The organism is Nocardioides sp. CPCC 206347 (genome assembly GCF_048654605.1).
Classification (GTDB): Bacteria; Actinomycetota; Actinomycetes; order Propionibacteriales; family Nocardioidaceae; genus Nocardioides.
This window is the reverse complement of sequence record NZ_JBMCYZ010000009.1, coordinates 1-26,231: the sequence shown is the minus strand read 5'-3', so window position 1 is coordinate 26,231 and position 26,231 is coordinate 1. Positions and strand designations below refer to the sequence as shown.

Sequence of the window (26,231 nt, the reverse complement as noted above, 5' to 3'; positions counted from 1 at the left end):
CACCGAAGGGCTCCGGCGCGCTGCGCCGGGGCCCTTCGCATTTCACCAGCAGGGCCGCTCGACCGATGGTGGGTTAGTTAGGTTAGGCTTCCCTGTCGTGAAGAGAACTCTGGCCCTCGCGCTCGCGACCGTGCTCACGCTCGGTACCGCCGCCTGCAGCTCCGACGTTGCCGACAAGTCCGATGCCAAGGACTCCTCGAAGGTCCCCGACGGGCCCTGGGAGTTCACCGACGGCTCGGGCGAGGTCGTCGAGCTCGACAAGACGCCGACCCGGATCATCGCCCACGCCGCCGAGGCCGCCGCGCTGATGGCGTACGGCATCAAGCCGGTCGGGATCTACGCCGACGAGCCGGTCACGACCGACCCCAACCTCAAGGACCTGGACCTCACCGGGATCGCGATCCTCGGCGAGGAGTGGGGTTCCATCGACGTCGCCAAGGCCTCGACCCTGAGCCCTGACCTGATCGTCGCCGACTGGTGGCCCGCCGAGAAGGCCCACTCGGGCTTCGAGGACGGCGTGAAGGCCAAGAGCAAGAAGCTCGCGGAGCTCGCGCCCGTCGTCGGCGCGGCGCAGGGCGACTCCATCCTCGACCTCGCCGAGGGCTACGAGGACCTGGCCGAGAGCCTTGGCGCGGACATCGAGAACTCCCAGGGCAGCAAGGACAAAGCCGCCTTCGAGAAGTCGCGCGACGCGTTCATCGCGGCGATGAAGGACAAGGACTTCACCGCCCTCGCCGTCTCCCCCGCCAGCGACCTGCTCTACGTCGCCAACCCGGAGTTCGCGCCCGAGCTGCTCGACTTCGACCGCTGGGGCCTGGACATCATCGAGCCCGACTCCCCCGACAAGGGCTTCCCGTACTGGGAGAACCTGAGCTGGGAGAAGGCCGACAAGTACCAGCCCGACGTGCTGATGTTCGACAGCCGCAGCTTCATCGCCGACCAGAAGACCGTCAAGGACCAGCCGACGTGGAGCTCGATCCGCGCAGCGAAGGCCGGTCAGGTCGTCGAGTGGCCCGGCTTCTGGCTGCACACGTACGGCCACTACGCCGTCGCCCTCGACAAGCTCACCGAGGAGCTGTCCGGCCTCGACGACTCCATCGGTGACTGACCAGGCGGTGGCCACCGCGACCGTGGCGCCGGATGCGATGCGTCGCGTCCGGCGCCCGGGCGCGCTCACCGCCGGGCTGTTCGTGCTCGGCGGCCTGGTCCTGCTGACCGGCTTCGTCAGCGTCACCCAGGGCTCGCGGTCCATCGGCCTCTCCGAGGTCATCGACGCACTGCGCCAGTTCACCGCGGCGACCACCGACGACACCGTCACCATCGAGCTGCGCGTGCCGCGCACGATCCTCGGCGTGCTCGTCGGCGCCGCGCTCGGCGTCTCCGGAGCGGTCCTGCAGGGACTGACCCGCAACGCGCTCGCCGACCCCTCGATCATGGGCATCGAGGCGGGCGCCGCCCTGGCCGTCGTCGCCGGGATCACCCTGCTCGGAGTCAGCGGCATCCAGCTCCACGTCGTGCTGGCCTTCGTCGGTGCCCTCGCCGCGACTGCTCTCGTGTACGCCGTCGGCTCGATCGGCCGCGAAGGCGCGACGCCCGTCAAGATGGCGCTCGCCGGAGCCGCGATCACGGCCGGCCTCACGGCCGTCACGACCGGCCTGCTGCTCACCGACCTGCAGGCCCAGCAGGAGTACCGCTTCTGGCAGGTCGGTTCGCTGGCCGGACGCTACGCCCCGATCGTCACCGGAGTGGCCCCGATCCTCATCCTCGGCCTGGTCGTCGGGGTGCTCTGTGGCCGCCCGCTCAATGCACTCGCCCTCGGCGACGACGCCGCCCGCGGGCTCGGCGTCTCCCTGACCCGCACCCGGATCGGCCTGTTCACGGTCGTCGCGGTGCTGTGCGGTGCCGCGACCGCGGCCTGTGGCCCGATCGTGTTCGTCGGCCTCGTCGTGCCCCACGTCGCCCGTGCAATATGCGGCCCGGACTACCGGTGGATCCTGCCGTACTCGCTGCTGCTCGGACCGCTGCTGCTCCTCGGCGCCGACATCCTCGGCAGGGTGATCGGCGGCGACGGCGAGCTGCAGGTCGGCATCGTGCTGGGCATGCTCGGCGCACCGTTCTTCATCCTGCTCGTGCGCTACAGCCGGTTGGCGGAGCTGTGAGCACGGCGACCCTGGTCGCAGCAGAAGCAGCGGTCGACGTACGACGACACCGGCGGAGGCGTCGACAGCGCGCGATCGCCGTACCGACCGTGCTGCTGGGTGTCGCGCTGCTGCTGGGCCTGCTGACGCTCTGCTTCGGCTCGGTCCGCCTGAGCTTCAGCCAGGTGCTGGGCTCGCTCCTCGGCACCGGCGACAACCCCGCCGTGGACTTCATCGTCCAGGACCTGGCCGTCCCCCAGGTCAAGGCGGCCATCGGCGTCGGACTCGCGCTCGGCGCCGCCGGCACGATCTTCCAGCAGCTGCTGCGCAATCCGCTGGCCTCGCCGGACTTCGTCGGGATCTCGGCCGGCGCCAGCGTGTTCGCGGTGGCCGGTCTCGCCGTCCCGGCACTGTCCGGCCCGAGCATCCCGGTGCTCGCGCTCGTCGGCGCCCTGGTGTTCGCGACCGCGATGTACCTGCTCGCCTGGCGCGACGGCGTCTCGGGCTACCGGTTCATCCTGATCGGGATCGGGATGTCGGCGTTCGCCACCAGCATCACCGGCTTCCTGCTCACCCGGACCTCGCTCACCGAAGCGCGCGAAGCCCTGCACTGGCTCACCGGATCGATCGGCCAGGCCGGCGACACCGAGAACAACGTGCTGCTGGTGTGCCTGCTGCTGCTGGCGCCCACCGTGCCCGTCCTGCAACGGATGCTGCGCAACGTCGAGCTCGGCGACGACACCGCCCGCGGGCTCGGCACCCGTCTGGAACCCACGCGCCTCCTGCTGCTCGGCGTCGGGGTCCTGCTCACGGCTCTGGCCACGGCCGTCGCCGGCCCGATCGCCTTCGTCGCGCTGGTGGCCGGCCCGGTCGCGGACCGACTGCTCGGCCCGGCGCGCGGCGGCATCGTGGCTGCGGGAGCCGTCGGCGCGGTCCTGTGCCTGGTCGCCGACTACATCGCCGTCCAGGTCCTTCCCATCGAGATGCCGACCGGCGTCGTCACGGGGGCCGTCGGGGCGCCGTACCTCCTGTGGCTGCTGGCCACCACCAACCGGAGAGGAGTGGGCGGATGACCCTGCCCATCACCGAGACCCCAGCCGTCGAACACACCACCGCCCGCCTCGCGGCCCGCGGCCTCGCTCTCGGGTACGACGACAGGACCGTCGTACGCGACCTGGACCTCGACATCCTCGATGGCCGGGTCACCGCCATCGTGGGTGCCAATGCATGCGGCAAGTCGACCCTGCTGCGCGGGCTCGCCCGACTGCTGCGCCCGCGCGCCGGCGAGGTCCTGCTCGACGGCACGCCCATCCTCGACCACGGCTCGCGCGAGGTGGCCCGGATCCTCGGGCTGCTCCCGCAGACCCCCGTCGCGCCGGACGGGATCACGGTGGGCGACCTGGTGTCGCGGGGCCGGCACCCGCACCAGGGCTGGTTCCGGCACTGGTCGGCCCGGGACGACGACGCCGTGGCCGCGGCGCTGGACGCCACCGACACGGCATCGCTGATCGCCCGGCCCCTGCACGAGCTCTCCGGCGGGCAACGCCAGCGGGTGTGGGTCGCCATGGCCCTGGCCCAGGAGACCGACCTGCTGCTGCTCGACGAGCCGACGACCTTCCTCGACATCGCACACCAGGTCGACCTCCTGCGCCTGCTGCGCACGCTCAACCGCGAGACCGGCCGCACGATCGTGACCGTGCTGCACGACCTCAACCTCGCCTGTCGCTACAGCGACCACCTCGTGGTGATGTGCGACGGCGAGGTCCTGGCCGAGGGCGCCCCCGTCGAAGTCGTGACCGCCGCACTCGTCGAACGGGCCTTCGGACTGGGTTGCGTCGTCGTGCCGGACCCCGTTGCGGGCACGCCGATGATCGTGCCGTCCGGGGACTGACCGGCACCCCGGCCGACCGGATTCTTTGTTCACGGGGCTGTCGCGCGACATCCACCCGCAGCACGCTGGACGCCCACCCGCGCCCTGTCGCATGGACCTGTGCGACTGCCCCTCCTTCGCCTGACCCTTGCCACCACCCTCGCCGCGGGCGCCCTCACCGCAGGCCTGACCCACCACGGGTCGGCCGAGCCGCTGGAGCCGGTGCAGCACGGCTTCGCCGTCGCGGCTGCGAAGCAGGCGTCCGTTGCTGTCACGACCCCCGAGCCGGTGCGGCCGGACGCGCGGGTGCTCCGGGTCCAGGACGGCGACACCGTCGTCGTACGGCTGCGCAACGGATCCGTGCGCTACGTCCGGATCCTCGGCATCGACACCCCGGAGACCATCCTGGGGGCACACGAGTGCGGCGGCCCCACGGCGTCCAAGCACCTGAAGGCCCTGCTGCCCCGCGGCACCGGCGTCGTGATGCGCGCCGACCCCCACCAGCCCCGCGTCGATCGCTATGACCGACTGCTCCGCTACGTCCGCAGGTCCTCCGACCGGCTGGACCTGGGACAGGACCAGCTGAGCCGCGGGCTCGCGGAGGTCTACGTCTACCGCAACGGCCCGTTCAGGAAGCGGGCCACCTACGAACGCGTGGAGCAGGCGGCGCAGCACGCGCGCGTCGGGATCTGGACGTGGTGCTGACCCGGTCGGGCGGCTGACCGGTCAGCCGAGCGGACCGGCCACCACCGTTCCCCCGGCGATGCGCAGGTCCCCGCCGTCGTCGGAACCGACCTGTTCGAGGTCGGCCGAACGTGCCAGCCACGGCACGCCCCCGGTGCAGGCCAGGGCAGCCTGGAGGTCCACGACGGGTCGCGCACCCTCGTCGGGCACCGTCGCCTCCCGGTCACCCACCCGGACCTGCAGGTGGTCCGGCCCTTCCTGCTCGTCATGCGTACGCCAGATGACGGCCGGCCCGTCGCACCCCGACGCCGTCATGAAGCTCAGGCCACCGCCGATCTCGGAGTCCGACATCTCGACCGGGGCCTCGCCGAGACGGACGACCGCACCGTCCGGGCCACGGGTGAGCAGTGCCTGCCGTGTCGGCACGGTCGTGGGACCGGCCGCACCCTCGACCTGCTGGCCGGCCTCGTCCTGGATCCAGGTGAGCCGGACTCCCTTGCCGTCGGCCACGACCCGCATGTCGGTGGCCCCGTCGTGAGACCAGCGCTCCGTGAAGCCCCCGGTCGTGCCGCCGCGGCGCAGCAGGTGGTACTCCGTCGCCCAGTAGTACTGCGTGTCGAAGGTGGACTGCCACGTGGCAGAGATCGTGCCGACCAGCAGAGCCTCGCCTCCACCGGGGAGCGCCACGATCTGCGCTGCCTCGGTGGCGATGTCGTCGAGCGGCACCGGTATGGGGTCTGTCCACGTGCCGCCTGCCGGCAGGTACGAGACCTGCACCGGTCCCCCGCCGCCACGGTTCGTGCCCGTCGTGGCCAGGTGCACACCGCCGTCCTCGTCGAGCGCCATCGACCCGGCGTCGTACGACGACAGGTCGGTGAGGTTCCAGTCCTCTCCCGCCGGCCGCAGGGCCAGCACGCGCACTCCCTCGTCGGGGTAGCCGAGCACCGCGACATCCCCGCGGGCGTTGACCTGCACGTCCTCGAGATAGGCCATCGCCCCCAGGGTCTCGGCCTCGGTCCAGGCGCCGTCCGCCTGGCGCACGCGCGCCACGACTGGCGGCGACGTCGGCTCCTCGCTGTCGGACTCCTCGCCGGACGCCTCGGTCCAGAGCGCGACGCCGACACCCGACGGGTTGATCACGACCCGCGCGCCGGAGGTTCGGACACCGTCGGTCGAGAGGCTCTCGCCGGACGTCCATCCGCTGCCGTCGTACGAGCTGGTGACGACGCCGCCGTACGGACCGTCGTCGGCGAGGCGGGACGCGACGAGGACCAGGCCGTCACCGGTTCCGAACAGCTGCGGGTCGACCGTGTCCGCCAGGCGCAGCTCTCCGGACGGTGCCACGGACGACTGCGCGGCAGCCTCGGGCTTCGCGTCCGACTCGTGCTCGAGACTGCAGCCGGCCACGAGGGCTCCGACGAGCAACAGGACAGGGACCCCGGACCCGAGAACGCGGCGCATGGCCCGAGCGTACGACCGCCCCGTGTCCGCTGCTGCGGAGACGGGGCGGTCGTGGCGTTCCTGGTGCGATCAGTCGTGCGTCAGTCCAGGTAGTCGCGCAGGACCTGCGAGCGCGAGGGGTGACGGAGCTTCGACATGGTCTTCGACTCGATCTGGCGGATCCGCTCGCGGGTCACGCCGTAGACCTTGCCGATCTCGTCCAGCGTCTTGGGCTGGCCGTCGGTCAGGCCGAAGCGCATCGACACGACGCCTGCTTCACGCTCGGAGAGCGTGTCGAGGACGGCGTGCAGCTGCTCCTGGAGCAGCGTGAACGACACCGCGTCGGCCGGCACGATCGCCTCGGAGTCCTCGATGAGGTCACCGAACTCCGAGTCGCCGTCCTCACCCAGGGGGGTGTGCAGCGAGATCGGCTCACGGCCGTACTTCTGGACCTCGACGACCTTCTCCGGGGTCATGTCGAGCTCCTTGGCGAGCTCTTCCGGAGTGGGCTCGCGACCGAGGTCCTGCAGCATCTGGCGCTGGACACGGGCGAGCTTGTTGATGACCTCGACCATGTGGACCGGGATCCGGATGGTGCGGGCCTGGTCGGCCATGGCGCGGGTGATCGCCTGACGGATCCACCACGTGGCGTACGTCGAGAACTTGTAGCCCTTGGTGTAGTCGAACTTCTCGACCGCGCGGATCAGACCGAGGTTGCCCTCCTGGATCAGGTCCAGGAACAGCATGCCGCGGCCGGTATAGCGCTTGGCCAGCGAGACGACGAGGCGGAGGTTGGCCTCGAGAAGGTGGTTCTTGGCGCGGCGGCCGTCCTCGGAGATCCACTCGAGCTCTTCGGTCATCTTCGGGCTGATCTTGCCGCCCTTGCCGAGCTTCTCCTCGGAGAAGAGACCGGCCTCGATCCGCTTGGCGAGCTCGACCTCCATCTCGGCGTTGAGGAGGGGGACCTTGCCGATCTGCTTCAGGTAGTCCTTGACCGGGTCGGCGGTCGCGCCGGCGGCCATGACCTGCTGGGCAGGCTCGTCGGTCTCGTCGGCCGAGGAGACGATGAAGGACGCGGTCTTCTCGTCCTCCTTGATCGTCGGGTCGGCGACGACATCCTTCTCGAACTGGTCGTCCGGGATGTCGGGGAGGATCTTCTTCCCGTCCGGGCCGATCGCGACGACGGCGACATCAGCGAGGTCGACGACCTCGGCAGCAGCCTTCTTCGCGGGCGCCGCCTTCTTGGCAGCCGCCTTCTTCGCCGGAGCGGGAGCAGCAGCCGCGGCGGGCGCGGCCGGAGCGGCAGCAGCCTTCTTGGCGGGCGCCTTCTTGGCGGTGGTGGCGGTCGCCGCAGCCTTCTTGGCCGTGGTGGCAGCCACGGCACGCTGCTCGACGGGCGAGCCGAGCTCCACGGCGATACCGAGGCCCGACAGGTGGCCCATCAGGCCCTTCAGGTGGGCAGGTGCGACGTCAGCAGCAGCACAGGCCTGACGGACGTCCTCCGCAGCGACACTGCCCGACGGTGCGCCACGCTCAATCAGCGCGACGATCGACGGGTGCGTGAGCACGACGGGCGGGACCGAACGATGGTTCGAAGACACGAACACCTCTCGATTCAAACGGAACTTGGGCGCGGCGAGGCCCGGAGGCGTCAAGACCGCTTCGTCATTCTGCCACGGGCACGGGCACCGTCTGACCATCGGGGCGTGTTGCGGCCCTGACGGTCAGGTCTGGTCGTGCTGAAGAACGAAGACGTACGGCGCAGAGTCACGCAGGTCCATCACGCCCAGGAGGGTGTCGGCGTCGACCCGGCGGAAGACGTCGATGATCGGCAGGTGGTCGTAGACCATCGCGGCACTGACGACGCCGCGGTACTCGACGGCACGGAGGCGCGCCCGGTGCTTCTTGGTCCGAAGGGCCGCCTTGAGGGCGCCGACGGCACCCTGGGAGCGGTCGACCACGGCCGACGGGATCTTCGGTGCGATGCCGAGGGGCACCTTGCGCGGCTCGACCGCGAAGACCTCTCCCCCACGCCCCTGGAAGAGCAGGGGGTGGACGTGGTCGGCGTCGTCGAACTGCTTGCCGTACCAGCCCGAGGCCTCGAGCAGGCCGTCCATCGGGTGGCCGGTCAGCAGCTCACGGCCCCGGTACCTCCCGCGGAGCTCGTCGCAGGTCACGGCGGGGAGCGAGTCGAAGAACGCGAGCGCCGTCTCGGGATCGGTCCCGCGCTCGAGCTCGGCGAGCGTCGCAGCGGCGGTCGTCGCGGCGCTCATGCCGACACCCGCAGTGCGCCAGGAGCGTTGGCGGGAACGACCGGCGCCTTCGGGGCCACCGCCGCGATGCGCTCGTACGCCGCGCCGAGCGCGGGTCGAGCGTCCTGTTCGCCCTTGTTGGGCCAGAACGCCATCGCCCGCTCCGCCTGGGCGGTGATCGTCAGCGACGGGTTCACGCCGAGGTTGGCGGTGATCGCGCTGCCGTCGGCGATGTGCAGGCCGGGGTAGCCGTAGATCCGCTGGTAGGGGTCGATCACCCCGGTGGCCGGCGAGTCACCGATGGTGCAGCCACCGATGTAGTGCGCCGTCGCCGGGATGTTGAAGATGTCCGTGGCGACGTTCCCCGGATCGGCGTCGGCCTTGACGGCGTACTCACGGGCGATCTCGTGGGCCAGCGGGATCCAGTCGGGGTTCGGCTCGCCGGTGCCCTGCTTCGTCTTGAGCTGTCCGCCCTTGAGGAACGAGGTCAGCGAGTTGTCCACGGACTGCATCACCAGCAGGATCACGGACCGCTCGGACGCGCGCCGCAGGTCCATCGACCGCAGCATGACGAGCGGGTGCAGCACTGCGCCCAGCAGGAACCGCAGGAAGCGGAACGCGCCACCGTCGATCATCGGCACGGTCTGGGCGAACATGGAGTTCTGGCCCTTGCCGTAGGTGCAGACCTCGACGTGGGTCTGCGGCTCGGGGTGGATCGAGGAGGTGATGGCGACGCCCTGGGCGAAGTCGTCACGGCTCCTGCTCTGCACGCCGATGATCGCCTCGGAGTTGCTGCGGGTCAGCTCCCCCAGCCGCGGGGACAGCTCGGGCAGGGTGCCGTCGTCGCGCAGCTTGTGCAGCAGCTTCTGGGTGCCGAGCGCGGCCGCGGCGAAGACGACGTGCTCGGCCGTGAACGTACGCCGACCCTTGCGCAGCTTTCCGTTGGAACGCTCGGTGTCGACGACGTACCCGTCACCGTCCTTGCGGACCGACGTCACGGTGGTGAGCGGGTGCACCTCGGCACCGTTCTGCTCGGCGAGGTAGAGGTAGTTCTTGTCCGTCGTGTTCTTGGCGTTGTGCTTGCAGCCGGTGAAGCACTCCGAGCAGTGGATGCAGCCGGACCGGCGAGGACCGGCGCCGCCGAAGTACGGGTCGTCGACCTCCGAGCCCTCGTTGCCCTCGTTGAAGAACACGCCGACCTGGGTCTTGTGGAACGTCTCGGCCACGCCGCGGCCACGCGCGACCTGCAGCAGCAGGTCGTCCTTGGGTCCGGTGCGTGGGTTCTCCACGACACCGAGCATCCGCTTGGCCTGGTCGTAGTACGGCGCCAGCTCGTCGTGCCAGTCGGTGATGTGCGCCCAGGCCTTGTCGTCGTAGAACGCCGGAAGCGGTTCGTAGAGCGTGTTGCCGTAGATCAGGGATCCGCCTCCGACGCCCGAACCACTGAAGACCAGGCACTTGCCGAGCACGCTGATCCGCTGCGGGCCGGTGAACCCGAGCCGCGGTGCCCAGATCGACTTGCGGAGGTTCCAGTTGGTCTTCGGGAAGTTCTCGGCGTTCCAGCGCCGGCCGGCCTCGAGCACACCGACCCGGTAGCCCTTCTCGGTCAGGCGCAGTGCCGTCACGCTCCCGCCGAAGCCCGAGCCGACGACGATGACGTCGTAGTCGTGCCTGTTGCTGCTCATCAGGAAACCGCCTCGTAGTCGGCAGGGTCGAACTTCGCCTGCGCCTTGTACTGGATCCCGAGCCGGGGCCAGTTTGTCGTGATTCGTCCGCTCGCGGTGCGATACCAGGACGAGCACTGCGTCCAGACGCTGTCCTTGAGCTGCGCCTGTATGCGCTCGTCGTACTCCTGCTCGACCTCGGGCCGCACGGCCAGCGGCCGCGCCACGTGGGCCAGGTGCGCGACGTACTTGCCGAGGTAGGCCGCCTGCGCCTCGAGGAAGTAGATGATCGAACCGCCACCGGTGTTGGTGTTGGGGCCGTACATGATGAACAGGTTCGGGAAGTGCGGGACGGTCATGCCGTAGTAGGCGCGCGCGCCGCTGCCGCGCCACACGTCATGCAGGTCGCGGCCGTCGTCACCCTTGATGGACATCGGCGCCAGGAACTCGGTCGCCTTGAAGCCGGTCCCCCAGACGATGGCGTCGACCTCGTGCTCGCGGCCGTCGGCCGTCACCACGGCGTTCGGCGTGATCGCGGTGATGGCGTCGGTGATGACGTCGACGTTCGGCTGCGCCAGGGCAGGGAGGTAGTTGTCGGAGAAGAGGACGCGCTTGCAGCCCATCGTGTAGTCGGGCCACACCTTCTCGAACAGGCCGGGCTTCGCCTTGGTCTGCTGGCGCATGTGCCGCTTCGACCTCGCCTTGAGCACGGCGGCCAGCGGCCGGGAGTAGACCCACGCGATGCTGAGTGCCTCGACCGCGCCGTACCAGGTCAGCCGCTCGGCGCGCTCGGTGACGGGCAGCTTCTCGAACACCCGGTGGTGCCGCTCGCTGAACTCCCGGTCGGGCCGCGGAAGGATGTGCGGCCCAGTGCGCTGGAACAGCGCCAGCTGCCCGACCTGCTTCTGGAGCTCGGGGACGAACTGGACCGCGCTGGCGCCGGTGCCGATCACCGCGACCCGCTTGCCGCTCAGGTCGACGTCGTGGTCCCACTCGGCGGAGTGGAAGCTGTCGCCCTGGAAGGAGTCAGCCCCGGCGATGTCGGGGATCGAGGGACGCGACAGCTGTCCGACCGCGGAGACGAGCACGTCCACGACGGCGGCCTCACCGGTGTCGAGCTCGACCGTCCACTTCCCGGAGTCCTGGTCGAATGCCGCGCCGGTCACTTCAGTCCCGAACCGGATGTGGCGGCGGACGTCGTACTTGTCGGCAACGTGGCGGATGTACTCGAGGATCGCGGGCTGCCGGGAGAACCGGTGCGGCCAGCGCGGGTTGGGCTCGAAGGAGTACGAGTAGAACGGCGACGGGACGTCGCACGCCGCACCCGGGTAGGTGTTCTCGCGCCACACTCCCCCGACGTCGTCGGCCTTCTCGAACACGACGATGTCGTCGAAGCCCTGCTTCTTCAGTTCGATCACGGCGGCCAGGCCTCCGAAGCCGGTACCGATGACGGCGACCGACGGGTTCATCGAGTTCATGTCAGGCGTCCTTGCGGGTCGAGGCGTCCGACAGCACGAGTCGGGCGCAGGTGGCGGGGTCGTCGTTGAACGGGAGGTGGCCGCAGCCGACGAGGTCGACGTGCCGGGCGAACGGCAGCGCGACGCGAGCACGGGCACTCTGCGTGCGGTGGATGAGTACGACGTCACGGGTGCCCCACGCGACGGTGACCGGGATGTCGGGGAGCGCGCCCGGGTCGTCGTCCGGACCCAGCGCGTAACGACCGAAGTCCTGCCGGGCGGCCGGGAACGCCGTCGCAGCAGCGAGCGCCGCGACGTCAGCACGACCTGCGTCGGGACTGACCCGGGTCGGGTGCCCGAACATCGACCCCAGCAGGGCCGCCCGACCGGCGGGATGGTCGATCAGTCGGCCGAGCACCGGCTCGGCGTGCACCGCTGCGGAGCGGATCGCGGTCAGCAGGCCCTGGGTCCAGAGCAGGCCCGGGGTGCCCCAGAAGCCGACCGGCGAGAATGCGGTGACGCCGGAGGCAACGCCTCGTCGGCCGAGCTCGAGGGCGACACCGCCGCCCATCGAGCTGCCGACGAGGTGGGGGCGATCGATGCCGTTGTCGGCGAGCCAGCCGGCCAGCCAGTCGGCGTACCCGCGCGGGCCGGGGCTGACCCCGTCGACCAGGGGCGAGGCACCGAAGCCGGGCAGGTCGATCGCGATCGTCTCGTGGTCCTCGGCGAGCCGGTCGAGGATCGGCTCGAAGCACTGCCACCGACTGCCGATGCCGTGCACGAGGACGATCGGAGCTCCGGCACCGCGCCGGTCATGGGAGATCTCGGTCATCACGCAACGTCCAGTTCCAGGGTGTCGACCGCGAGCGCGGTGCAGTGGTTGATGAAGTCCTCGCGGGAGGTGTGGCGCACGCCCTCGCTCCACGCGAGGAACAGCGAGAAGACTGCGGCGGAGAAGCCGATCAGCGTCCAGCCGCCGGCCGCACCCCGCAGCTGTTCGGCGCGCTCGGGCACCACGTGCGCCACCACGTTCAGCACGAACTCCGGCATCGCCGCCTGCGACCGGGGGCGCAGCGTGTCATCGGCGGCCGACTCGCGGAAGAGGATGCGGCCCAGGCGCGGGTCGGACTCGACCACGGCGACCGCGGTGGTGAAGGCGGTCCTGATGGCGGCGATCTGGCCGTCGCCCTCTGCTGCCGTGGCGACGGCAGCGAGGATCGGTTCGCGGATCCGGTCGACGGTCTCGTCGTAGACCGCTTCCAGCAGTTCCTCGCGGGTGGCGAACAGCTCGTAGAAGTAGCGCGGGCCCACCGATGCTTCACGGCACGCGGCCCGCATGGTCATCGCCGCAACACCCTGGGTGCCGACCAGCTCGAGGCCGGCCTCGACCAGGCGATGGCGGCGGTCCGCCTCGCGGGCGTCAGGCGTCTGGCCCTGCCAGAGCCGTCCCGCGGGTGCGTCCGAGGATGCGTCAGCAGCGGTCGTCGCGGAGGGCATGCGACGACCATACAGGAATCATGCGATTCCCGGAAGCAGGTGATTCCTACTTTTCTTTCGCTGCCGCCTTCGCAGCCTTCTTGTGGTCCCGCACCTTCTGCAGCGACACGGGGTCGACCACGTCCGCCACCGAGCGATACCCGTCCAGGGCGTAGTCCCCCGCCGCCTTCTCCCAACCCATCGGGCGTACGTCGAGCTGCTTGGCCACGAGCGCGACGAAGATCTTGACCTTCTGGGCACCGAAGCCGGGCAGCGCCTGGATCCGCTTCGCGAGGTCCTTGCCGTCGGCGGCCTCGGTCCAGATGCGGGACGCGTCGCCGTCGTACTCATCGACCACGATCCGGGCCAGCTCCTGGAGGCGGGCCGCCATCGATCCCGGGAACCGGTGGATCGCCGGAGTCGTCGAGCAGAGTGCCGCGAACTCCTCGGGATCCGCCGCCGCGATCGCTGCCGGGTCGAACGGGCCGAACCGGCTCACGACCTTCTGCGGGCCGGCGAAGGCGTGCTCCATCGGGTACTGCTGGTCCAGCATCATCCCCACGAGCAGGGCGAACGGGTTGGTCGACAGCAGCTCGTCGGCTTCGGGGTTGTCGGTGATGTGGATGGCCATGGGGCCATCTTCCATGACGCCCCGCCTGCGAGGCAGATCAGTCGGCCTGGAGGTCGCGAATCCTGCGGGCCAGGTCCCCGAGGACAGTCCCAGCGGCACCTGCACGGACACTCCAAGGGTTTCCGTTCGTGCCCTGCAGCCAGTGCAGCACCTGCTCTGGGTGGACGTGATCGCCATCCACGACTCGCGCTACCACCAGGTCCGACACGTCCAACCGATCCGGCACGCGGCACCACCCAAGACCTCCGTCGACGATGTCGTAGATCACCCACGTCGGAGCATCCGTGCCGAAGTCCGTGATGCAGGTGCAGAACCACGCGGCGCGGTCGACGACAGCCTTGCCGTCTCGGGTCGGCACCTGGCCCGCAGATCTGGCCGCTGCCGCGAGAATCTCCTCGATGACAGCCACGGACGGGTCCTCTGGCGTCACCACGGCTTGTACCTCACCGTGAATCGTGGGCCGAGCTCCCGCTGGAGGCGATCAACGAGTTCCTTCGCGCGCCGACTCAGGTCGGCAAGGGCCTGCTCGGTGGTCAGGGGCGGCTTCGCGTCCACATGATTCATCGCGTTTCCCCAGTCCGTCAGGTCGTTGATCAGCGTGTCACTCAACCCCAGCACTTCTCGCAACCATGCTGGCTCCTCGGGAACCAGCCCAGTCGCGTCCCAGAGCGGGACCACCACGCCGTAGTCCCACATGAACTTGATGACGTCGCCCGCAACGGTGAACTCGAGGGCGTCGTCGTTCACAAGACCCGCCGGCCTGTCTACCGACCAGTGAGCGCCGTTGACATCGCCGAAGTACCTCGGCGGCGGCGACTGGCCAGGACCGTTCATGGTCCGTATTCGACCACGCTCGACAACCGGACGCTCGGGTTGTCAGAGCGCTTCGAGGCTCGCCATCAGGTGCGCCCGCACCGCTGGCCACGACGGATGGGAGGCCTCGGCCCCGGGGATCGCCGCGATGATGACCGTGCCGCGAAGGGTTGCCATCACGATCTGCAACAGGTCGGCAAAGCCCGGGCGGGCGGCGTAGGTCGGCAGGGCCTGCGCCGCGACGAGCTGCAGGCCGGCCATGCCGGCGCCGGTCAGCTCGGCGACCCGACGGGCCAGCTTCGGGTCGGTGCGCGCGACCGTGAACAGTTCGAGCACTGCCGGCGTGACCGGGAGGTTGTGGATCTCCCAGATCATGTCGAGCAGCTCGCCCGCACGTTCGCGTTCGTCGTCCCCCTTGACCCCGCGCTGGATGGCGTCGGCCATCAGCTGCTCCGTCAGCCGGACCATCGCGGCGTCGACGAGCGCCGCCTTCGTCGGGAAGTAGTGCTGCTGCGCGCCCTGGCTCACACCGGCCCGCTCGGCCACCCGCCGCGTGGTGGTGGCGACGTACCCGAGCTCGGCGAGGCACTCGATCGTGGCGTCGAGGAGCTTGTCGGTCGTCGCCGAGCGGCGATCGACCTGGCGGCGCGGCGCAGGCGATGACGCGGGCGGGGGCATGCGCCGATCGTGGTGCAGGTCTCGATGCATTTGCAAGTCAGATGACTTGCCAGTCGCCTGACTGGCAACTACTGTCGACGCACCACACAGGAGGAGTCACATGAAGAACTTCCAGGACCGCGTCGTCGCCGTGACGGGCGCCGGCTCAGGTATCGGCCGCGCGCTGGCACTGCAGCTCGTCGACGAGGGCGCCCTGGTCGCACTCAGCGACTGGGACGCTGCCGGCCTCGCAGAGACCGAGCTGCTCTGCAAGGAGCTCGGCGGAACTCCCCACACCCAGGTCCTCGACGTGCGGGACCGGGCAGCCGTGCATGCCTGGGCCGACACCGTGGCTGCCCACTTCGGCTCGGTCAACATGGTGATCAACAACGCCGGCATCACCATCTTCGGCACCATCGAGGAGAGCCCGTACGACGACATCGAGAAGGTCATCGACGTCGACTTCTGGGGCGTGGTGAACGGGACCAAGGCGTTCCTCCCCCACCTCATCGCGTCCGGGGACGGCCACGTGGTGAACGTGTCGAGCATCTTCGGACTCTTCAGCGTTCCGACGCAGAGCTCCTACAACGCAGCCAAGTTCGCGGTCCGCGGGTTCACCGAGGCACTGCGCCAGGAGATGCTCGTGGCCGGCCACCCGGTGGGCGTCACCTGCGTGCACCCGGGCGGCATCAAGACCAACATCGTGAACAACGCCACGGCGAGCAACGACGGCGACACCTCCGGGCTGTCGCGCCTCTTCGAGGAGAAGCTGACCCGTACGTCGCCGGAGACGGCCGCGCGGACGATCCTCCGCGGCGTGAAGTCCCGCCGGGCCAAGGTGCTCATCGGGGCCGACGCCATCGCGGTCGACCTCGTCGTGAGGGTTCTCGGATCTGCCTACCAGCGCCCGTTCGCGGCGGTCTCCCGTCGCCTCACCGGCTCCCTGAAGAAGGTGTCGGCATGAGCACCGGCCAGATCACTCCGGTCGTGGACCACCTCGCCGCGCCCCTCGAGCTGCCCAACGGCCAGCACCTGGCCAACCGGTTCATGAAGTCGGCGCTGAGCGAGTCGCTCGGTGACCGCGACGGCGGGCCCTCGGACCGGCTCGAACGGCTCTACGCGCGCTGGGCGGACGGTGGCTACGGCCTCGTCGTCACCGGCAACGTGATGGTCGACCGCCGGCACTTCGGTGAGCCCGGCAATGTCGCGGTCGAGGACGACCGGCACCTCGACCGGCTGCAGCACTGGGCCCGCGGCTTCCAGGACAGCGGCACTCCCCTGTGGATGCAGATCAACCACCCCGGCCGGCAGGCCAATGCCCTGGTCAGCCGGAACCGACCCGTCGCGCCGAGTGCGATCACCGCGAAGTTCCCCGGTGCCATGAAGCCGCGCGCGCTGGAGGACGCCGAGATCCGCGACATCATCGAGCGCTACGCCACGACGGCCGCGATCGCCGAGGCGGCCGGCTTCGACGGCGTGCAGGTCCACGGCGCGCACGGCTACCTCGTCACCCAGTTCCTCTCGCCACTGACCAACCAGCGCGACGACGCCTGGGGCGGCGATTCCGAACGACGGCGCCGGTTCGTCCTCGAGATCGTCAGCGCCATCAAGGCGGCCACCCAGCCCGGATTCGCCGTCGGCATCAAGCTCAACTCGGCGGACTTCCAGCGCGGTGGATTCACCGAGGAGGAGTCGCGCGACGTCGTGACAGCTCTGGTCGATCGCGGCATCGACATGATCGAGATCAGCGGCGGGTCCTACGAGGCCCCGGCGATGATGGGCGCGCTGCGTGCGTCGACCGCCGCCCGCGAGGCCTACTTCCTCGAGTACGCCGCCTCGGTGCGGCATCTCGCCGGCGACGTACCCATTGCCGTGACGGGTGGCTTCCGCTCGACTGCAGCAATGGAATCAGCGGTCGCGTCCGGCGACTGCGACATCGTGGGCCTCGGACGCCCGACCTGCGTCGTGCCCGACGCGCCCCGCTCCATCCTGGAGAACGGCCGGACCTCGCTGCCCAGCGCGCAGGTGCGCACGGGCGCTCGCGCCCTCCTCGGCAAGGTCACCAACCTCCGCACCATGGACAGCGCCCTCGACCTGTCCTGGCACACCGACCAGCTGCACCGGCTGGGTGCGGGCAAGGAGCCCGATCCCGACCGTTCGTGGATCGAGACGGCGATCATGCTCGGTCTGCGCAACGGGCCCGGGGCGTTCCAGGCCAAGCGCGGCTGAAGCCTGGCGTTCCTCAGGCGTTCAAGGTCGCAATCCGTTCGAGACCGGCCCACAGCACGTCCATCAGGCGCTCGACGAGGGTGTCGACGGACGTGTCGGGATTGCGCCGCCACCACTTCGCTGCCTGTTCGGCTGCGCCTGAAATGGCGTGGGCGTAGGTCATCGCGGCGTCCTGGGCCAGCTTCGGAGCCGCGGCCAGCAGGAGCGCGGTGATGACCTCGACGGTCTGGTAGCGGAACGCCGCGGCTGCGTCGACCACCGAACCGGTGGCAGCCGCGCCGCCACCGAACAGCACGTCCCACTTGGAACCACCGTCGCGCACGAACCGGAAGTACGCGTGGAAGCCCGCGCGCAGCTGTTGCTCCGGGGCGTCGTGCTGCCCGGCCGCCGAGACCATGGCCGCGTCCAGCGTCTCGCGGGCGACGCGGACGCATTCGAGGTAGATCTCGTCCTTGTCGGCGAAGTACTTGTAGATCAGGGTGCGGGTGACGCCTGCCTCTGCAGCGATGTCGTCCACCGCGGTGCCCTGGAATCCCAGGCGCGCGAACACGTCCTCGGCGACGGCGAGCAGCTGCGCCCGACGCGCCTCGGGCGCGAGACGGCGCCGGGTCGACGTGTCGTCGGAGGAACGCGGACGGGCGGGCACGTCAGGGCTTCCAGTCCAGAAGCACCCCGGCCGCGGCGACGGCCACGAACCACCAGACGAAGGAGAAGACCCCGAGCGGCACCAGACGGTGCGGGACGGGCGTCCACCAGGCGAAGCAGGACACGAGCATCACGAGCCAGGTCAGCAGCAGGAAGGCAGCGACCCAGACCGGGACCAGCCAGAAGGCCACGCCGTAGAGGAACGCAGAGGAGACGACGAGGCCGAGGCCGATGAACGGCGCGGCCGAGATCTGCTTGCCCGTGGCAGGGTCGATGACCACCGGACGGATCCGGCGGCGACGGGAGAACGGCACCTAGCGTCCGATCACTCGGGCTCGACGTCGTCGTTCCAGACCGGGTCCTCGTCCCAGGCCTCGGTCCGCTCGGCCGCCTTCTCGAGCGCACGGGATGCCTCGGCCTCCGTGTCGTAGGGCCCGAGACGATCCTTGTTGGGGCACCCTTCGGCGCCTTCGACAGTGTGGTGGGTGAGGCAGAACCAGTACGCCATGGCAAGAAACTACCGCGCGGTGACGATGGGGTCATGTCCTGCAACATCCGTGTTACCGAAGATGAGTAAGGTCCGAGGATGAGCACGATGTTCGAGGGCTACGGGACCGCCGGACCCGCCTACGACGAGATGTTCGACGGCGCCCAGCTGCGACCGCCGTACCTCCGGATGCGTGACTCGCTCGACAAGATGAGCACACCCGAGCTGATCAGCCGGGTCGAGGCGCTCCAGGCGAGCTACCTCGACCAGGGCATCACCTTCGACATCGGTGGCGAAGAGCGCGCCATGCCGCTCGACATCCTGCCGCGCGTGATCGAGATGGACACCTGGACGGTGATCGAGAAGGGCCTGCAGCAACGGGTCCAGGCGCTCGAGATGCTCCTCGCCGACGTGTACGACGCCGGGAACGTCTTCGACGACGGGGTGATCCCCCGGGCCGTGATCACCACCAGCTCCCACTTCCACCGGCAGGCGGCGGGGGTCCGCCCGGCCAACGGGGTGCGTGTACACGTGGCAGGCATCGACCTGATCCGCGACAACCTCGGCGAGTTCCGGGTGCTCGAGGACAACGTGCGCGTGCCGTCCGGGGTGTCGTACGTGATGACCAGCCGCCGCGCGATCTCGGCCGCGTTGCCCGAGACGATCGCCCAGCACCGGATCCGGCCGGTGGCCAGCTATCCGCAGCGGCTGCTCGCCGCGCTGCGGGCCGCGGCACCGGCCGGCGTCGCGGACCCGACGGTCGTCGTACTGACTCCGGGTGTCTACAACGGCGCCTACTTCGAGCACACCCTGCTGGCGCGGACGATGGGCGTCGAGCTCGTCGAGGGGCGCGACCTGGTCTGCAAGCGCGGCGAGGTGATGATGCGGACCACCAAGGGACTGGCCCCGGTGCACGTCATCTACCGCCGCATCGACGACGAGTTCCTCGACCCGGTGCACTTCCGGGCCGACTCGATGCTCGGCTGCCCCGGCCTGATCGACGCGGCGCGAGCCGGCAACGTGACGCTGGCCAACGCGGTCGGCAACGGGGTCGCCGACGACAAGCTCGTCTACACCTACATGCCCGACATCATTCGGTACTACCTCAACGAGGAGCCGGTGATCCGCAACGTCGACACCTGGCGCTGCGGTGATGCCGCGGCCCGCGAGGAGGTGCTCGACCGGATCGACGAGCTGGTCGTCAAGCCCGTCGACGGGTCCGGCGGCAAGGGCATCGTGATCGGTCCGCGTGCGACGCGTGCAGAGCTCGACGAACTCCGCGCGAAGGTGATCGAGGACCCGCGCGCCTGGATCGCCCAGCCGGTGGTGCAGCTGTCGACCGTCCCGACCTTCGTGGACGGCGAGCTCGGGCCGCGGCACGTCGACCTCCGGCCGTTCGCCGTCAACGACGGGAACCGCGTGTGGGTGCTGCCCGGCGGGCTCACCCGGGTCGCGCTCGGCAAGGGCGAGCTGATCGTGAACTCCTCGCGCGGTGGCGGCACCAAGGACACCTGGGTGCTGGCGGGTCCGACGAGTGCCGAGCAGGCGCAAGCGCAGTCCCAGTCGCAGACCCAGCCCCAGACGCAGACCCAGTCGCAGGGGGTGGAGTGATGCTCAGCCGGATCGCGGAGTCGCTCTTCTGGATCGGCCGCTACATCGAGCGCGCCGACGACACCGCCCGCATCCTCGACGTCCAGTCCCAGCTGCTGCTCGAGGACGGATCGGTCGACGAGACCCAGACCTGCCGCGACCTGCTGGCGTGCATGGGCGTCGAGCCGGACATCGCCGCCGAGTTCGGCGTCGACGTGCACGGCCCGGTCACCATCGAGCAGGTGCTGCGCCTGCTCGCCTACGACCCGCAGTGCCCCAACTCGATCGCCGCGATCTTCTCCTCCGCGCGGGAGTCCGCGCGAGGTGCCCGCGAGACGCTGACGGTCCCGCTGTGGGAGGTCATCAACACCACCTGGCGCCCGATCCCGACGGGGCACTTCGAGACCCTCCGGCCGCCGTACGTCTTCCAGTGGGTGCGCGAGCGCGCCGCCCTGATCACCGGCACCGCCGACGCCACGATGACCCGTGACGAGAGCTGGCAGTTCATCATGCTCGGCCGCAGCATCGAGCGCGCCGACATGACCTCACGACTCGTCGCGACCACCGCGCTGTCGAGCGCCGCCGACCGGTGGACGTCCGCGCTGCGCGCGTCGGGTGCGTACGACGCGTTCCTGCGCACCTATCGCGGCATCGAGACCGATCGGGCCGCGGCGGAGTTCCTGCTGCTGGACCGGCTGTTCCCCCGGTCCGTGGTGTTCGCGCTGAACCGCGCCGAGGAGTCGATGGACAAGATCGGGGGCGACCCGCACCGCGCCGGGTTCCAGGACGAGGCACACCGGCTGATCGGCCGGGTCCGGGCGGAGCTGGAGTACCGCTCGCTCGCGGACCTGGTCGCCGACGTACCCGACGAGATGGAGCGGTTGCAGCGCACCTGCGCGGCCGCCACGGACGCGATCAGCCACCGCTACTTCGCGGGCGCCGAAGCGGTGGCCTGGAAGGGAGTCGGAGTCTGATGTCGATGCAGCTGCGGATCGTGCACACGTCGAAGTACGAGTACGACGGCCGGGCGGCCGCCTCCTACAACCAGGCCCGGATGACACCCGTGACCACGCCCGAGCAGATCGTCGTGCACAACCGGCTCGAGGTGACGCCGAAGCCGTGGACCTCCACGTCCACCGACTACTTCGGCTGCCAAGTGACGGCGTTCGAGGTGGTCGACCCGCACGACGTGATGACGGTGACGGCGACCTCGACGGTGCAGGTCAACCGCACCGGCTCCCCCGTTGCGACAACCCCCTGGTCGTCGTACTCCGAACGCGAGGTGAGCGACCGCTGGACCGAGTTCCTGGTGGTCAACGACCTCGTGGCACCGCCGCAGGACTTCGCCGAGCAGGTCAGGGCGATCGGTACGGCGTCCGACCTGCCGGGCCTCGCTGCGCTCGAGGTCTGCCGCCTGGTGCACGAACAGATCGACTTCCTGCCCGGCGCCACCGACGTCGAGTCGCCGGCAGCGGACGCATGGGAACAGCGGGCGGGCGTCATCCAGGACATGGTCCACCTGACGATCGGCGGACTCCGCACGCTCGGCATCCCCGCGCGCTACGTCTCCGGCTACGTCCACCCCGTCGAGGACCCTGTCATCGGCGAGACCGTCGCCGGCGACTCGCACGCCTGGGTGGAGTGGTGGGACGACGGCTGGCAGGGCTTCGACCCGGGCACCAACACCGCGCCGGGCAACCGGTACGTCGCGATCGGCCACGGCCGCGACTACACCGACGTCCCGCCGCTGCGCGGGATCTACTCGGGCGCGAAGACGGCGAAGCTCGACGTCCTCGTCGAGGTCACCCGGCTCAGCTGACCCGGGAAGAAAGGCCTGATTTCCAGCATTCGCCGATCATTTTGGCGAATCCTCTCTAATGTCACCGCCATGACCCGACGCCTCGCTGCAGCCCTGGCCGCTGCCGCCCTCTCCATGCCCGTGACCGTGGCACTCGCCCCGGCAGCCGATGCGGCCGGCACCTACTACTCCAGCTGCACCAAGCTCGCCAAGGTCTACCCGCACGGGGTCGCCAAGAGTGCCACGGCGGCTGCCCGCCAGGTTCGCCTGGGATACGGGCGCCCGTCGACGACCAGACGCGCCAAGAAGGTCTACTGGACCAACTACAAGCGCCTCGACCGCGACCGCGACGGCACTGCCTGCGAGCGCTGACCCGGGCCTGGGGCTGGACGTCAGCCGACCCGCCCCGCGCTCCGCTCGACCCGCAGGACGTCGTACTCGTGCTCGGGGTCACCCGTCATCACCGCAGCGAGGCGCAGGTGCGGGAGGGCTTCGTCGTGCTTCGACTGCCGCTCGAGCGTGCGTCCGAGGGTGTGCCGCGACCAGGTGTCCGTCGGGTCCTCGTCCACCAGGGCGGTGAGCTCGGTGGTGGCCTTCTGGAGCTGAGCCCGCTGGAAGTACGCCCACGCCCGGAGCGAACGCAGGCCACGGTTCGTCGGCTCCTCGACGAGCGCCGGTTCGAGCACCTCGAGCGCCTCACGAGGAGCGTTGCGGCTGAGCAGGTCGTGGGCGGTGCGGTACGCCGACGCGTGGTCGCTGGACGCACCGGGGAACACGATCGCCGGCGCCTGGAGGCGGAACTCGGTCATGGTCGTACCAACTCCTTGGCGGGGGCTGATGTTCCCGCGGGCCGGTGGTTGAGGTGCGAGCGAAGCGAAGCCGGGCCGGTGGTTGAGGTGCGAGCGAAGCGAGCCTCGAAACCCCCGGAACGCTCCCGCACCACTAGGGTGACCCACGGACGGGCTGGTCGGGCGACCGCGTGATCTCCGCCGTGAGGCGACAGGTCCCGAGGAAAGTCCGGGCTCCACAGAGCAGGGTGGTGGGTAACACCCACCCGGGGTGACCCGCGGGAAAGTGCCACAGAAAACAGACCGCCGGCGCTCCTCGGAGAATCGGTAAGGGTGAAACGGTGGGGCAAGAGCCCACCAGTGCCTCGGGTGACCGGGGCAGCTAGGCAAACCCCACCCGGAGCAAGACCAGACAGCACGCGCTTGAGGGCTGCTCGCCCGAGCGTGCGGGTAGGTTGCTGGAGGCTGTCGGCAACGGCAGCCGTAGATGGATGGTCGCCCCCTGGCAACAGGGACAGAACCCGGCTTACAGACCAGCCCGTCCCCCATTGCTGGCGGATCGAGGGCGCGGCGTGTGGTGGGGCCGCACGCGCCCTCGATCCCTTTGAGGATCCGACCGCGCGCATGGGGACGACGACCGGTCTCAAGGCCGGCATGCTTTCGGAGAGGAAAGCGGGCCAGCCTCCGCGGCCGGGCTCCCTCCCGCCGCGCTCATCGAGAAGACAGCGGAGCACCGCAGTTCCTTACGCGGTCGAGAAGAACTTCCGCTACGGCGTTTGCCAGCTGTTGTTGCTGGGGTTGGCGTCGATGTTGTTGTCGGCGCTGATCTCCGCCGACACGACGAGTTCACCCGCGACCACCACGTCGAGGGCGAAGTCAGCGGTGCCTGCGCTCAACGTGCAGGTCACCTCACTGGGCTGCCCGGCGTCGCCCCGATCGGTGAGTTCGCAGGCACCGGGCCGGAACTCTCCCCTGCGGTGAGCGGTGAAGGATTCGAGGCCGAGCACCTGGAACGTGATCGTCGTGCCGGAGGCCGACGACTCCGGCCCGAGGGTCAGCTGTAGGTGCTCGTGGTCCGGGTACGACGTCACGGAGCCGCCGGTGATGGCCAGGTCGGTGCGGGTCGGCGGGACGGGCTGGGACGCCTCGGTCGATTCGGGATCGACCGGCTTGCCGGTACTGGGGGCAGGCGAAACAGGCACCGGGACGGTGGACGAAGAAGCGGACGGCGTCGCCGACGGCGACGGCGACGGGGCCGAGGTGGCGGACGGGCTCCGTGGCGTCGCCGTTGCCGACTGCTCGGGCAGCGTCGCCTCGGATTGCGTGCCCAGCGAGGTGGCGGGCGCGCTGACGGCAGGCCGGTCCTTGCGCGGCTCCTCATCGAGGAGCACCACAGAGGCCCCGGCAGCACCGAGCAGGAGCACGAGAGTGACTCCTGCAGCGGCGAGTGCCCCGTGATGGGGCTTGCTCAGCACCAACAGCGGCGTCGGGTGACTGAGCAGGGTTCCAGCAGCACCACCCTGGCCGACGTACCCGGCAGCCAGCACTGGACCGACGATCGCCGGCAGCAGGGCCGCCCCGGGGCGGCCGTTCACCGACACGACTTCCAGGACCACTGCGGAGCACGCGTTGCACTCGTCGAGGTGTGACGCGACTCGCTCCTGCTCGCGGCGTGACAGCTTTCCGAGGACGTGGCCCGGTACGAGGCGCCGTACGGCCTGGCACGCGGCCACGTCGGTCGCAGCCACGTGTGCGTCGATGTAGGCGCGGCGCAATCCGTCGCGCGCCCGGAAACTCAGTGCGGCCACGGCGTTGGGCTTCAGTCCCATGATCCGGCCGACGACCTGGTGGTCCTCGCCCTCGACCGCGGTGTGCCACAGGACGGCCTGCCACCTCGGTGGTAGAGACCGGAAGGCGTCGGCGAGCATCTCCGAGGTCATCCGGTCCTCCACCTGACCCGAAGCCGCGGTGTCCGCGCCCTGGTCGGGGAGCTCGTCCACCCACATGATCCGGCGGTCCCGCTGGAAGCGGTTCACGGCGAGGTTGCGGATCGTCTGGAACAGGTAGGCGCGGAAGGCCGACCGGACGCCGGCTCCCTTCCGCGCGGCGAGATAGACACGGGTGAACGCCTCGGAGACGAGGTCATCGGCGTTCGAGGGATCAACACCCCGCGCCATCCTCGTCGCGGCCTCATGGTGTCGACCGAACAGCTCGGCCCACGCACCGGCGTCGCCCGAGCGCACGAGGTCGAGCAACGCCTCGTCGCTGAGCGTCACCACGGCGGGTTCGAGCGTCTCAGTCATCGAGCTCTGACCTCACCACCCGGACGGTGCACTCCACGGCATCACCGGTCCTGCCCCGCAGGCCGGTCATCGTGAACTCCTTGTTGCTGTCGGCCGCGACGTCGAACGTGCGGCGCCGGGTGACAACGACCTCGCTGGTGTCAGACACCACTACAGACACCCGCACAAGGTAACGCGCAGCTCGATCACTGTCGTTGGCGATCGCACCCCCCGCGGCCCATCTGCTCTTTGCCTTCGGCGCGCACTGGAAGTCCCTGAGATCGGCGCGAGCACCCACCGGATCGATCAGGTCGCCGTTGTCCCCACTCGGCACTCGTGACTCCGACGAACTTGTCGCGGCCGCTGGCTGGTCCCGCGAAGCCCCTCCGTCACCGCCGCACGCAGCCATCGGGACAACACTGAACGCGAGCACCAGTCCGAGACCTGTCTTGCTACCCACCATCATTCCTCACATTTCCTTGGCACCAACGCGGCGCCGGGGCGGCTGTCCGCCCTGTCTTCCAGTAGGAGTTCGATGCCCACACGACCTGACTCAGGAACGCACCCGTCCGGTCCGGTCGCACGCGAGCGACCGGACCGGACCGGACAGCATCGGCTCAGGCCAGTTCGTGGCGTCTCCGCCCACGTCCCACCAGGACGAGACCGGCCAGGACAGCGACCACGGCACCCACGGTCAGGACCAGAGAAGGACCGCCAGTGTTGGGCAGCACTCCGCCATCAGGTGGTGTCTCTCCGGAGGAGACGTCTCCTGGGACCTCGGTCGGCGTCTGCACCGAGTCCGGCGGCGTGACCACCGGGGTCCCGCCGGGCGGTGTGTACGCCGCTGTCGCGGTGTTGCGGACCGATCCGGCCAGAGCGTCGGCGGCCGTGATGATGTACTCCTCGTCCGCGACACACGTCACCTTCTCCGACGGCGCCAGGGACGTCACCGGACAGCTGATCGTGATCCCGGCAGCAACCAGCATCGGGTCGTCGACGTTCAGGTCGGTGAGCGTCACATTCCCGGAGTTCACCAGCTCGAAGACGTACTCGATGGTGTCACCTGCATCCGTCAGCCCGTCGCCGTCCACGTCCGTGACCTTCGCGGCGCGCTTGTCGAGCGTCAGGGCCGGCTCGTCGTCCAGTTCAGTGATCGTCTCGTCCGGCTTGCTCGTCGCCGGCGGACCAGTCGGCGGCGTACCGGTCGCGGTCGCGACGTTCTCCACCGTCCCGGCGTCCACGTCAGCCTGGGTGATCACGTACGGCGCGTCTGCTTCGCACGTGACGGTCGCTCCGGGCGCCAGGGTCGTGGGGTCACACGTCACCGTGA

At 69.8% G+C, this 26,231-nt stretch carries 29 protein-coding genes and 1 other RNA gene; 12 read left to right on the top strand and 18 right to left on the bottom strand.

All coding sequences use genetic code 11. From position 1 onward, the window contains the following. Positions 1 to 97: 97 nt before the first annotated feature. The 5 genes from ACOACQ_RS23105 (at position 98) to ACOACQ_RS23085 (ending at position 4,713) form a co-directional block, all read left to right on the top strand. Positions 98 to 1,108, top strand: a complete 1,011-nt coding sequence (locus tag ACOACQ_RS23105; protein ID WP_420289361.1) for an ABC transporter substrate-binding protein — start codon at positions 98 to 100, stop codon at positions 1,106 to 1,108. After that, the gene (locus tag ACOACQ_RS23100) at positions 1,101 to 2,159 is read left to right on the top strand and encodes a FecCD family ABC transporter permease (RefSeq protein WP_420289360.1); all 1,059 of its coding nucleotides are present in this window, start codon (positions 1,101 to 1,103) and stop codon (positions 2,157 to 2,159) included. The genes ACOACQ_RS23105 and ACOACQ_RS23100 overlap by 8 nt, the downstream gene beginning before the upstream one ends. Next, entirely contained in the window at positions 2,156 to 3,211 is a 1,056-nt protein-coding gene (locus tag ACOACQ_RS23095; RefSeq protein WP_420289359.1) for a FecCD family ABC transporter permease, read from the top strand. The genes ACOACQ_RS23100 and ACOACQ_RS23095 overlap by 4 nt, the downstream gene beginning before the upstream one ends. After that, positions 3,208 to 4,029, top strand: a complete 822-nt coding sequence (locus ACOACQ_RS23090; RefSeq protein ID WP_378605109.1) for an ABC transporter ATP-binding protein — start codon at positions 3,208 to 3,210, stop codon at positions 4,027 to 4,029. Before ACOACQ_RS23095 ends, ACOACQ_RS23090 begins: the two co-directional genes overlap by 4 nt. Before the next feature lie 99 nt (positions 4,030 to 4,128). After that, positions 4,129 to 4,713 (top strand): thermonuclease family protein, encoded by a 585-nt coding sequence (locus ACOACQ_RS23085; protein WP_420289358.1) that lies wholly within the window; start codon positions 4,129 to 4,131, stop codon positions 4,711 to 4,713. Between the two features lie 21 nt (positions 4,714 to 4,734). On the opposite strand, the gene ACOACQ_RS23080 is transcribed toward ACOACQ_RS23085, so the two are convergent. The 11 genes from ACOACQ_RS23080 to ACOACQ_RS23030 all read right to left on the bottom strand — a co-directional run bounded on the left by ACOACQ_RS23080 (position 4,735) and on the right by ACOACQ_RS23030 (position 15,103). Then, positions 4,735 to 6,153, bottom strand: coding sequence for a hypothetical protein (locus tag ACOACQ_RS23080; RefSeq protein ID WP_420289357.1), 1,419 nt, complete (start codon positions 6,151 to 6,153; stop codon positions 4,735 to 4,737). A gap of 80 nt (positions 6,154 to 6,233) precedes the next feature. Continuing rightward, complete coding sequence (locus tag ACOACQ_RS23075; protein ID WP_378595940.1) at positions 6,234 to 7,739, bottom strand: RNA polymerase sigma factor; 1,506 nt, start codon at positions 7,737 to 7,739, stop codon at positions 6,234 to 6,236. A 117-nt stretch (positions 7,740 to 7,856) separates the two neighbouring features. Continuing rightward, positions 7,857 to 8,405: a DUF4334 domain-containing protein gene (locus ACOACQ_RS23070; RefSeq protein ID WP_378595941.1), complete on the bottom strand. Its 549-nt coding sequence runs from the start codon at positions 8,403 to 8,405 to the stop codon at positions 7,857 to 7,859. After that, positions 8,402 to 10,069 (bottom strand): GMC oxidoreductase, encoded by a 1,668-nt coding sequence (locus ACOACQ_RS23065; protein WP_420289356.1) that lies wholly within the window; start codon positions 10,067 to 10,069, stop codon positions 8,402 to 8,404. The genes ACOACQ_RS23070 and ACOACQ_RS23065 overlap by 4 nt, the downstream gene beginning before the upstream one ends. After that, positions 10,069 to 11,526: a flavin-containing monooxygenase gene (locus ACOACQ_RS23060; protein ID WP_378595944.1), complete on the bottom strand. Its 1,458-nt coding sequence runs from the start codon at positions 11,524 to 11,526 to the stop codon at positions 10,069 to 10,071. The genes ACOACQ_RS23065 and ACOACQ_RS23060 overlap by 1 nt, the downstream gene beginning before the upstream one ends. Position 11,527: 1 nt before the next feature. Beyond that, positions 11,528 to 12,337 (bottom strand): alpha/beta fold hydrolase, encoded by an 810-nt coding sequence (locus ACOACQ_RS23055; RefSeq protein ID WP_378595945.1) that lies wholly within the window; start codon positions 12,335 to 12,337, stop codon positions 11,528 to 11,530. Beyond that, the gene (locus ACOACQ_RS23050) at positions 12,337 to 13,002 is read right to left on the bottom strand and encodes a TetR/AcrR family transcriptional regulator (protein WP_378595946.1); all 666 of its coding nucleotides are present in this window, start codon (positions 13,000 to 13,002) and stop codon (positions 12,337 to 12,339) included. Before ACOACQ_RS23050 ends, ACOACQ_RS23055 begins: the two co-directional genes overlap by 1 nt. 46 nt (positions 13,003 to 13,048) lie before the next feature. After that, entirely contained in the window at positions 13,049 to 13,612 is a 564-nt protein-coding gene (locus tag ACOACQ_RS23045) for an HhH-GPD-type base excision DNA repair protein (RefSeq protein WP_378595947.1), read from the bottom strand. Between the two features lie 37 nt (positions 13,613 to 13,649). Next, positions 13,650 to 14,021, bottom strand: coding sequence for a hypothetical protein (locus tag ACOACQ_RS23040; protein ID WP_378595948.1), 372 nt, complete (start codon positions 14,019 to 14,021; stop codon positions 13,650 to 13,652). A 17-nt stretch (positions 14,022 to 14,038) separates the two neighbouring features. Next, positions 14,039 to 14,446, bottom strand: coding sequence for a hypothetical protein (locus ACOACQ_RS23035; protein WP_378595949.1), 408 nt, complete (start codon positions 14,444 to 14,446; stop codon positions 14,039 to 14,041). A 42-nt stretch (positions 14,447 to 14,488) separates the two neighbouring features. After that, on the bottom strand, positions 14,489 to 15,103 hold the full coding sequence (locus tag ACOACQ_RS23030; protein ID WP_378595950.1) for a TetR/AcrR family transcriptional regulator: 615 nt from the start codon (positions 15,101 to 15,103) through the stop codon (positions 14,489 to 14,491). A gap of 100 nt (positions 15,104 to 15,203) precedes the next feature. Here ACOACQ_RS23030 and ACOACQ_RS23025 point away from each other — a divergent pair, with 100 nt between their 5' ends. Continuing rightward, positions 15,204 to 16,046: an SDR family NAD(P)-dependent oxidoreductase gene (locus tag ACOACQ_RS23025; RefSeq protein ID WP_378595951.1), complete on the top strand. Its 843-nt coding sequence runs from the start codon at positions 15,204 to 15,206 to the stop codon at positions 16,044 to 16,046. Next, positions 16,043 to 17,311 (top strand): NADH:flavin oxidoreductase/NADH oxidase family protein, encoded by a 1,269-nt coding sequence (locus ACOACQ_RS23020; protein WP_378595952.1) that lies wholly within the window; start codon positions 16,043 to 16,045, stop codon positions 17,309 to 17,311. The genes ACOACQ_RS23025 and ACOACQ_RS23020 overlap by 4 nt, the downstream gene beginning before the upstream one ends. A gap of 13 nt (positions 17,312 to 17,324) precedes the next feature. Here ACOACQ_RS23020 and ACOACQ_RS23015 read toward each other — a convergent pair whose 3' ends face one another. From ACOACQ_RS23015 to ACOACQ_RS23005, 3 genes are read right to left on the bottom strand one after another with little or no spacing between them, the layout of a single operon-like run. Next, positions 17,325 to 17,957 carry a TetR/AcrR family transcriptional regulator gene (locus tag ACOACQ_RS23015; protein WP_378595953.1) on the bottom strand — a complete coding sequence of 211 codons (633 nt, stop codon included), beginning with the start codon at positions 17,955 to 17,957 and terminating at the stop codon, positions 17,325 to 17,327. Position 17,958: 1 nt separating this feature from the next. Beyond that, positions 17,959 to 18,270 (bottom strand): hypothetical protein, encoded by a 312-nt coding sequence (locus ACOACQ_RS23010; RefSeq protein ID WP_378595954.1) that lies wholly within the window; start codon positions 18,268 to 18,270, stop codon positions 17,959 to 17,961. A gap of 11 nt (positions 18,271 to 18,281) precedes the next feature. Continuing rightward, a complete protein-coding gene (locus ACOACQ_RS23005; RefSeq protein WP_378595955.1) occupies positions 18,282 to 18,464 on the bottom strand; it encodes a hypothetical protein in 183 nt (60 codons plus the stop codon). 78 nt (positions 18,465 to 18,542) lie between these two features. Here ACOACQ_RS23005 and ACOACQ_RS23000 point away from each other — a divergent pair, with 78 nt between their 5' ends. The 4 genes from ACOACQ_RS23000 to ACOACQ_RS22985 all read left to right on the top strand — a co-directional run bounded on the left by ACOACQ_RS23000 (position 18,543) and on the right by ACOACQ_RS22985 (position 22,203). Continuing rightward, positions 18,543 to 20,054, top strand: coding sequence for a circularly permuted type 2 ATP-grasp protein (locus ACOACQ_RS23000; protein ID WP_420289355.1), 1,512 nt, complete (start codon positions 18,543 to 18,545; stop codon positions 20,052 to 20,054). Beyond that, positions 20,054 to 21,007: an alpha-E domain-containing protein gene (locus ACOACQ_RS22995; protein ID WP_378595957.1), complete on the top strand. Its 954-nt coding sequence runs from the start codon at positions 20,054 to 20,056 to the stop codon at positions 21,005 to 21,007. The genes ACOACQ_RS23000 and ACOACQ_RS22995 overlap by 1 nt, the downstream gene beginning before the upstream one ends. Next, on the top strand, positions 21,007 to 21,852 hold the full coding sequence (locus ACOACQ_RS22990) for a transglutaminase family protein (RefSeq protein ID WP_378595958.1): 846 nt from the start codon (positions 21,007 to 21,009) through the stop codon (positions 21,850 to 21,852). Before ACOACQ_RS22995 ends, ACOACQ_RS22990 begins: the two co-directional genes overlap by 1 nt. A 69-nt stretch (positions 21,853 to 21,921) precedes the next feature. After that, the gene (locus ACOACQ_RS22985; RefSeq protein ID WP_378595959.1) at positions 21,922 to 22,203 is read left to right on the top strand and encodes an excalibur calcium-binding domain-containing protein; all 282 of its coding nucleotides are present in this window, start codon (positions 21,922 to 21,924) and stop codon (positions 22,201 to 22,203) included. Between the two features lie 20 nt (positions 22,204 to 22,223). Here ACOACQ_RS22985 and ACOACQ_RS22980 read toward each other — a convergent pair whose 3' ends face one another. Then, on the bottom strand, positions 22,224 to 22,640 hold the full coding sequence (locus ACOACQ_RS22980; RefSeq protein ID WP_378595960.1) for a tetratricopeptide repeat protein: 417 nt from the start codon (positions 22,638 to 22,640) through the stop codon (positions 22,224 to 22,226). A 150-nt stretch (positions 22,641 to 22,790) separates the two neighbouring features. Between ACOACQ_RS22980 and rnpB the strand changes: the two genes are divergently transcribed. Next, positions 22,791 to 23,164, top strand: an RNA gene (gene rnpB / locus ACOACQ_RS22975) — RNase P RNA component class A. 222 nt (positions 23,165 to 23,386) lie between these two features. On the opposite strand, the gene ACOACQ_RS22970 is transcribed toward rnpB, so the two are convergent. The 3 genes from ACOACQ_RS22970 to ACOACQ_RS22960 form a co-directional block, all read right to left on the bottom strand. Further along, the gene (locus ACOACQ_RS22970; protein WP_378595961.1) at positions 23,387 to 24,922 is read right to left on the bottom strand and encodes a sigma-70 family RNA polymerase sigma factor; all 1,536 of its coding nucleotides are present in this window, start codon (positions 24,920 to 24,922) and stop codon (positions 23,387 to 23,389) included. After that, entirely contained in the window at positions 24,915 to 25,070 is a 156-nt protein-coding gene (locus tag ACOACQ_RS22965) for a hypothetical protein (protein WP_420289354.1), read from the bottom strand. The genes ACOACQ_RS22970 and ACOACQ_RS22965 overlap by 8 nt, the downstream gene beginning before the upstream one ends. Positions 25,071 to 25,518: 448 nt before the next feature. Continuing rightward, a partial coding sequence (locus tag ACOACQ_RS22960; protein WP_420289353.1) for an LPXTG cell wall anchor domain-containing protein occupies positions 25,519 to 26,231 on the bottom strand: 713 nt, incomplete at its 5' end.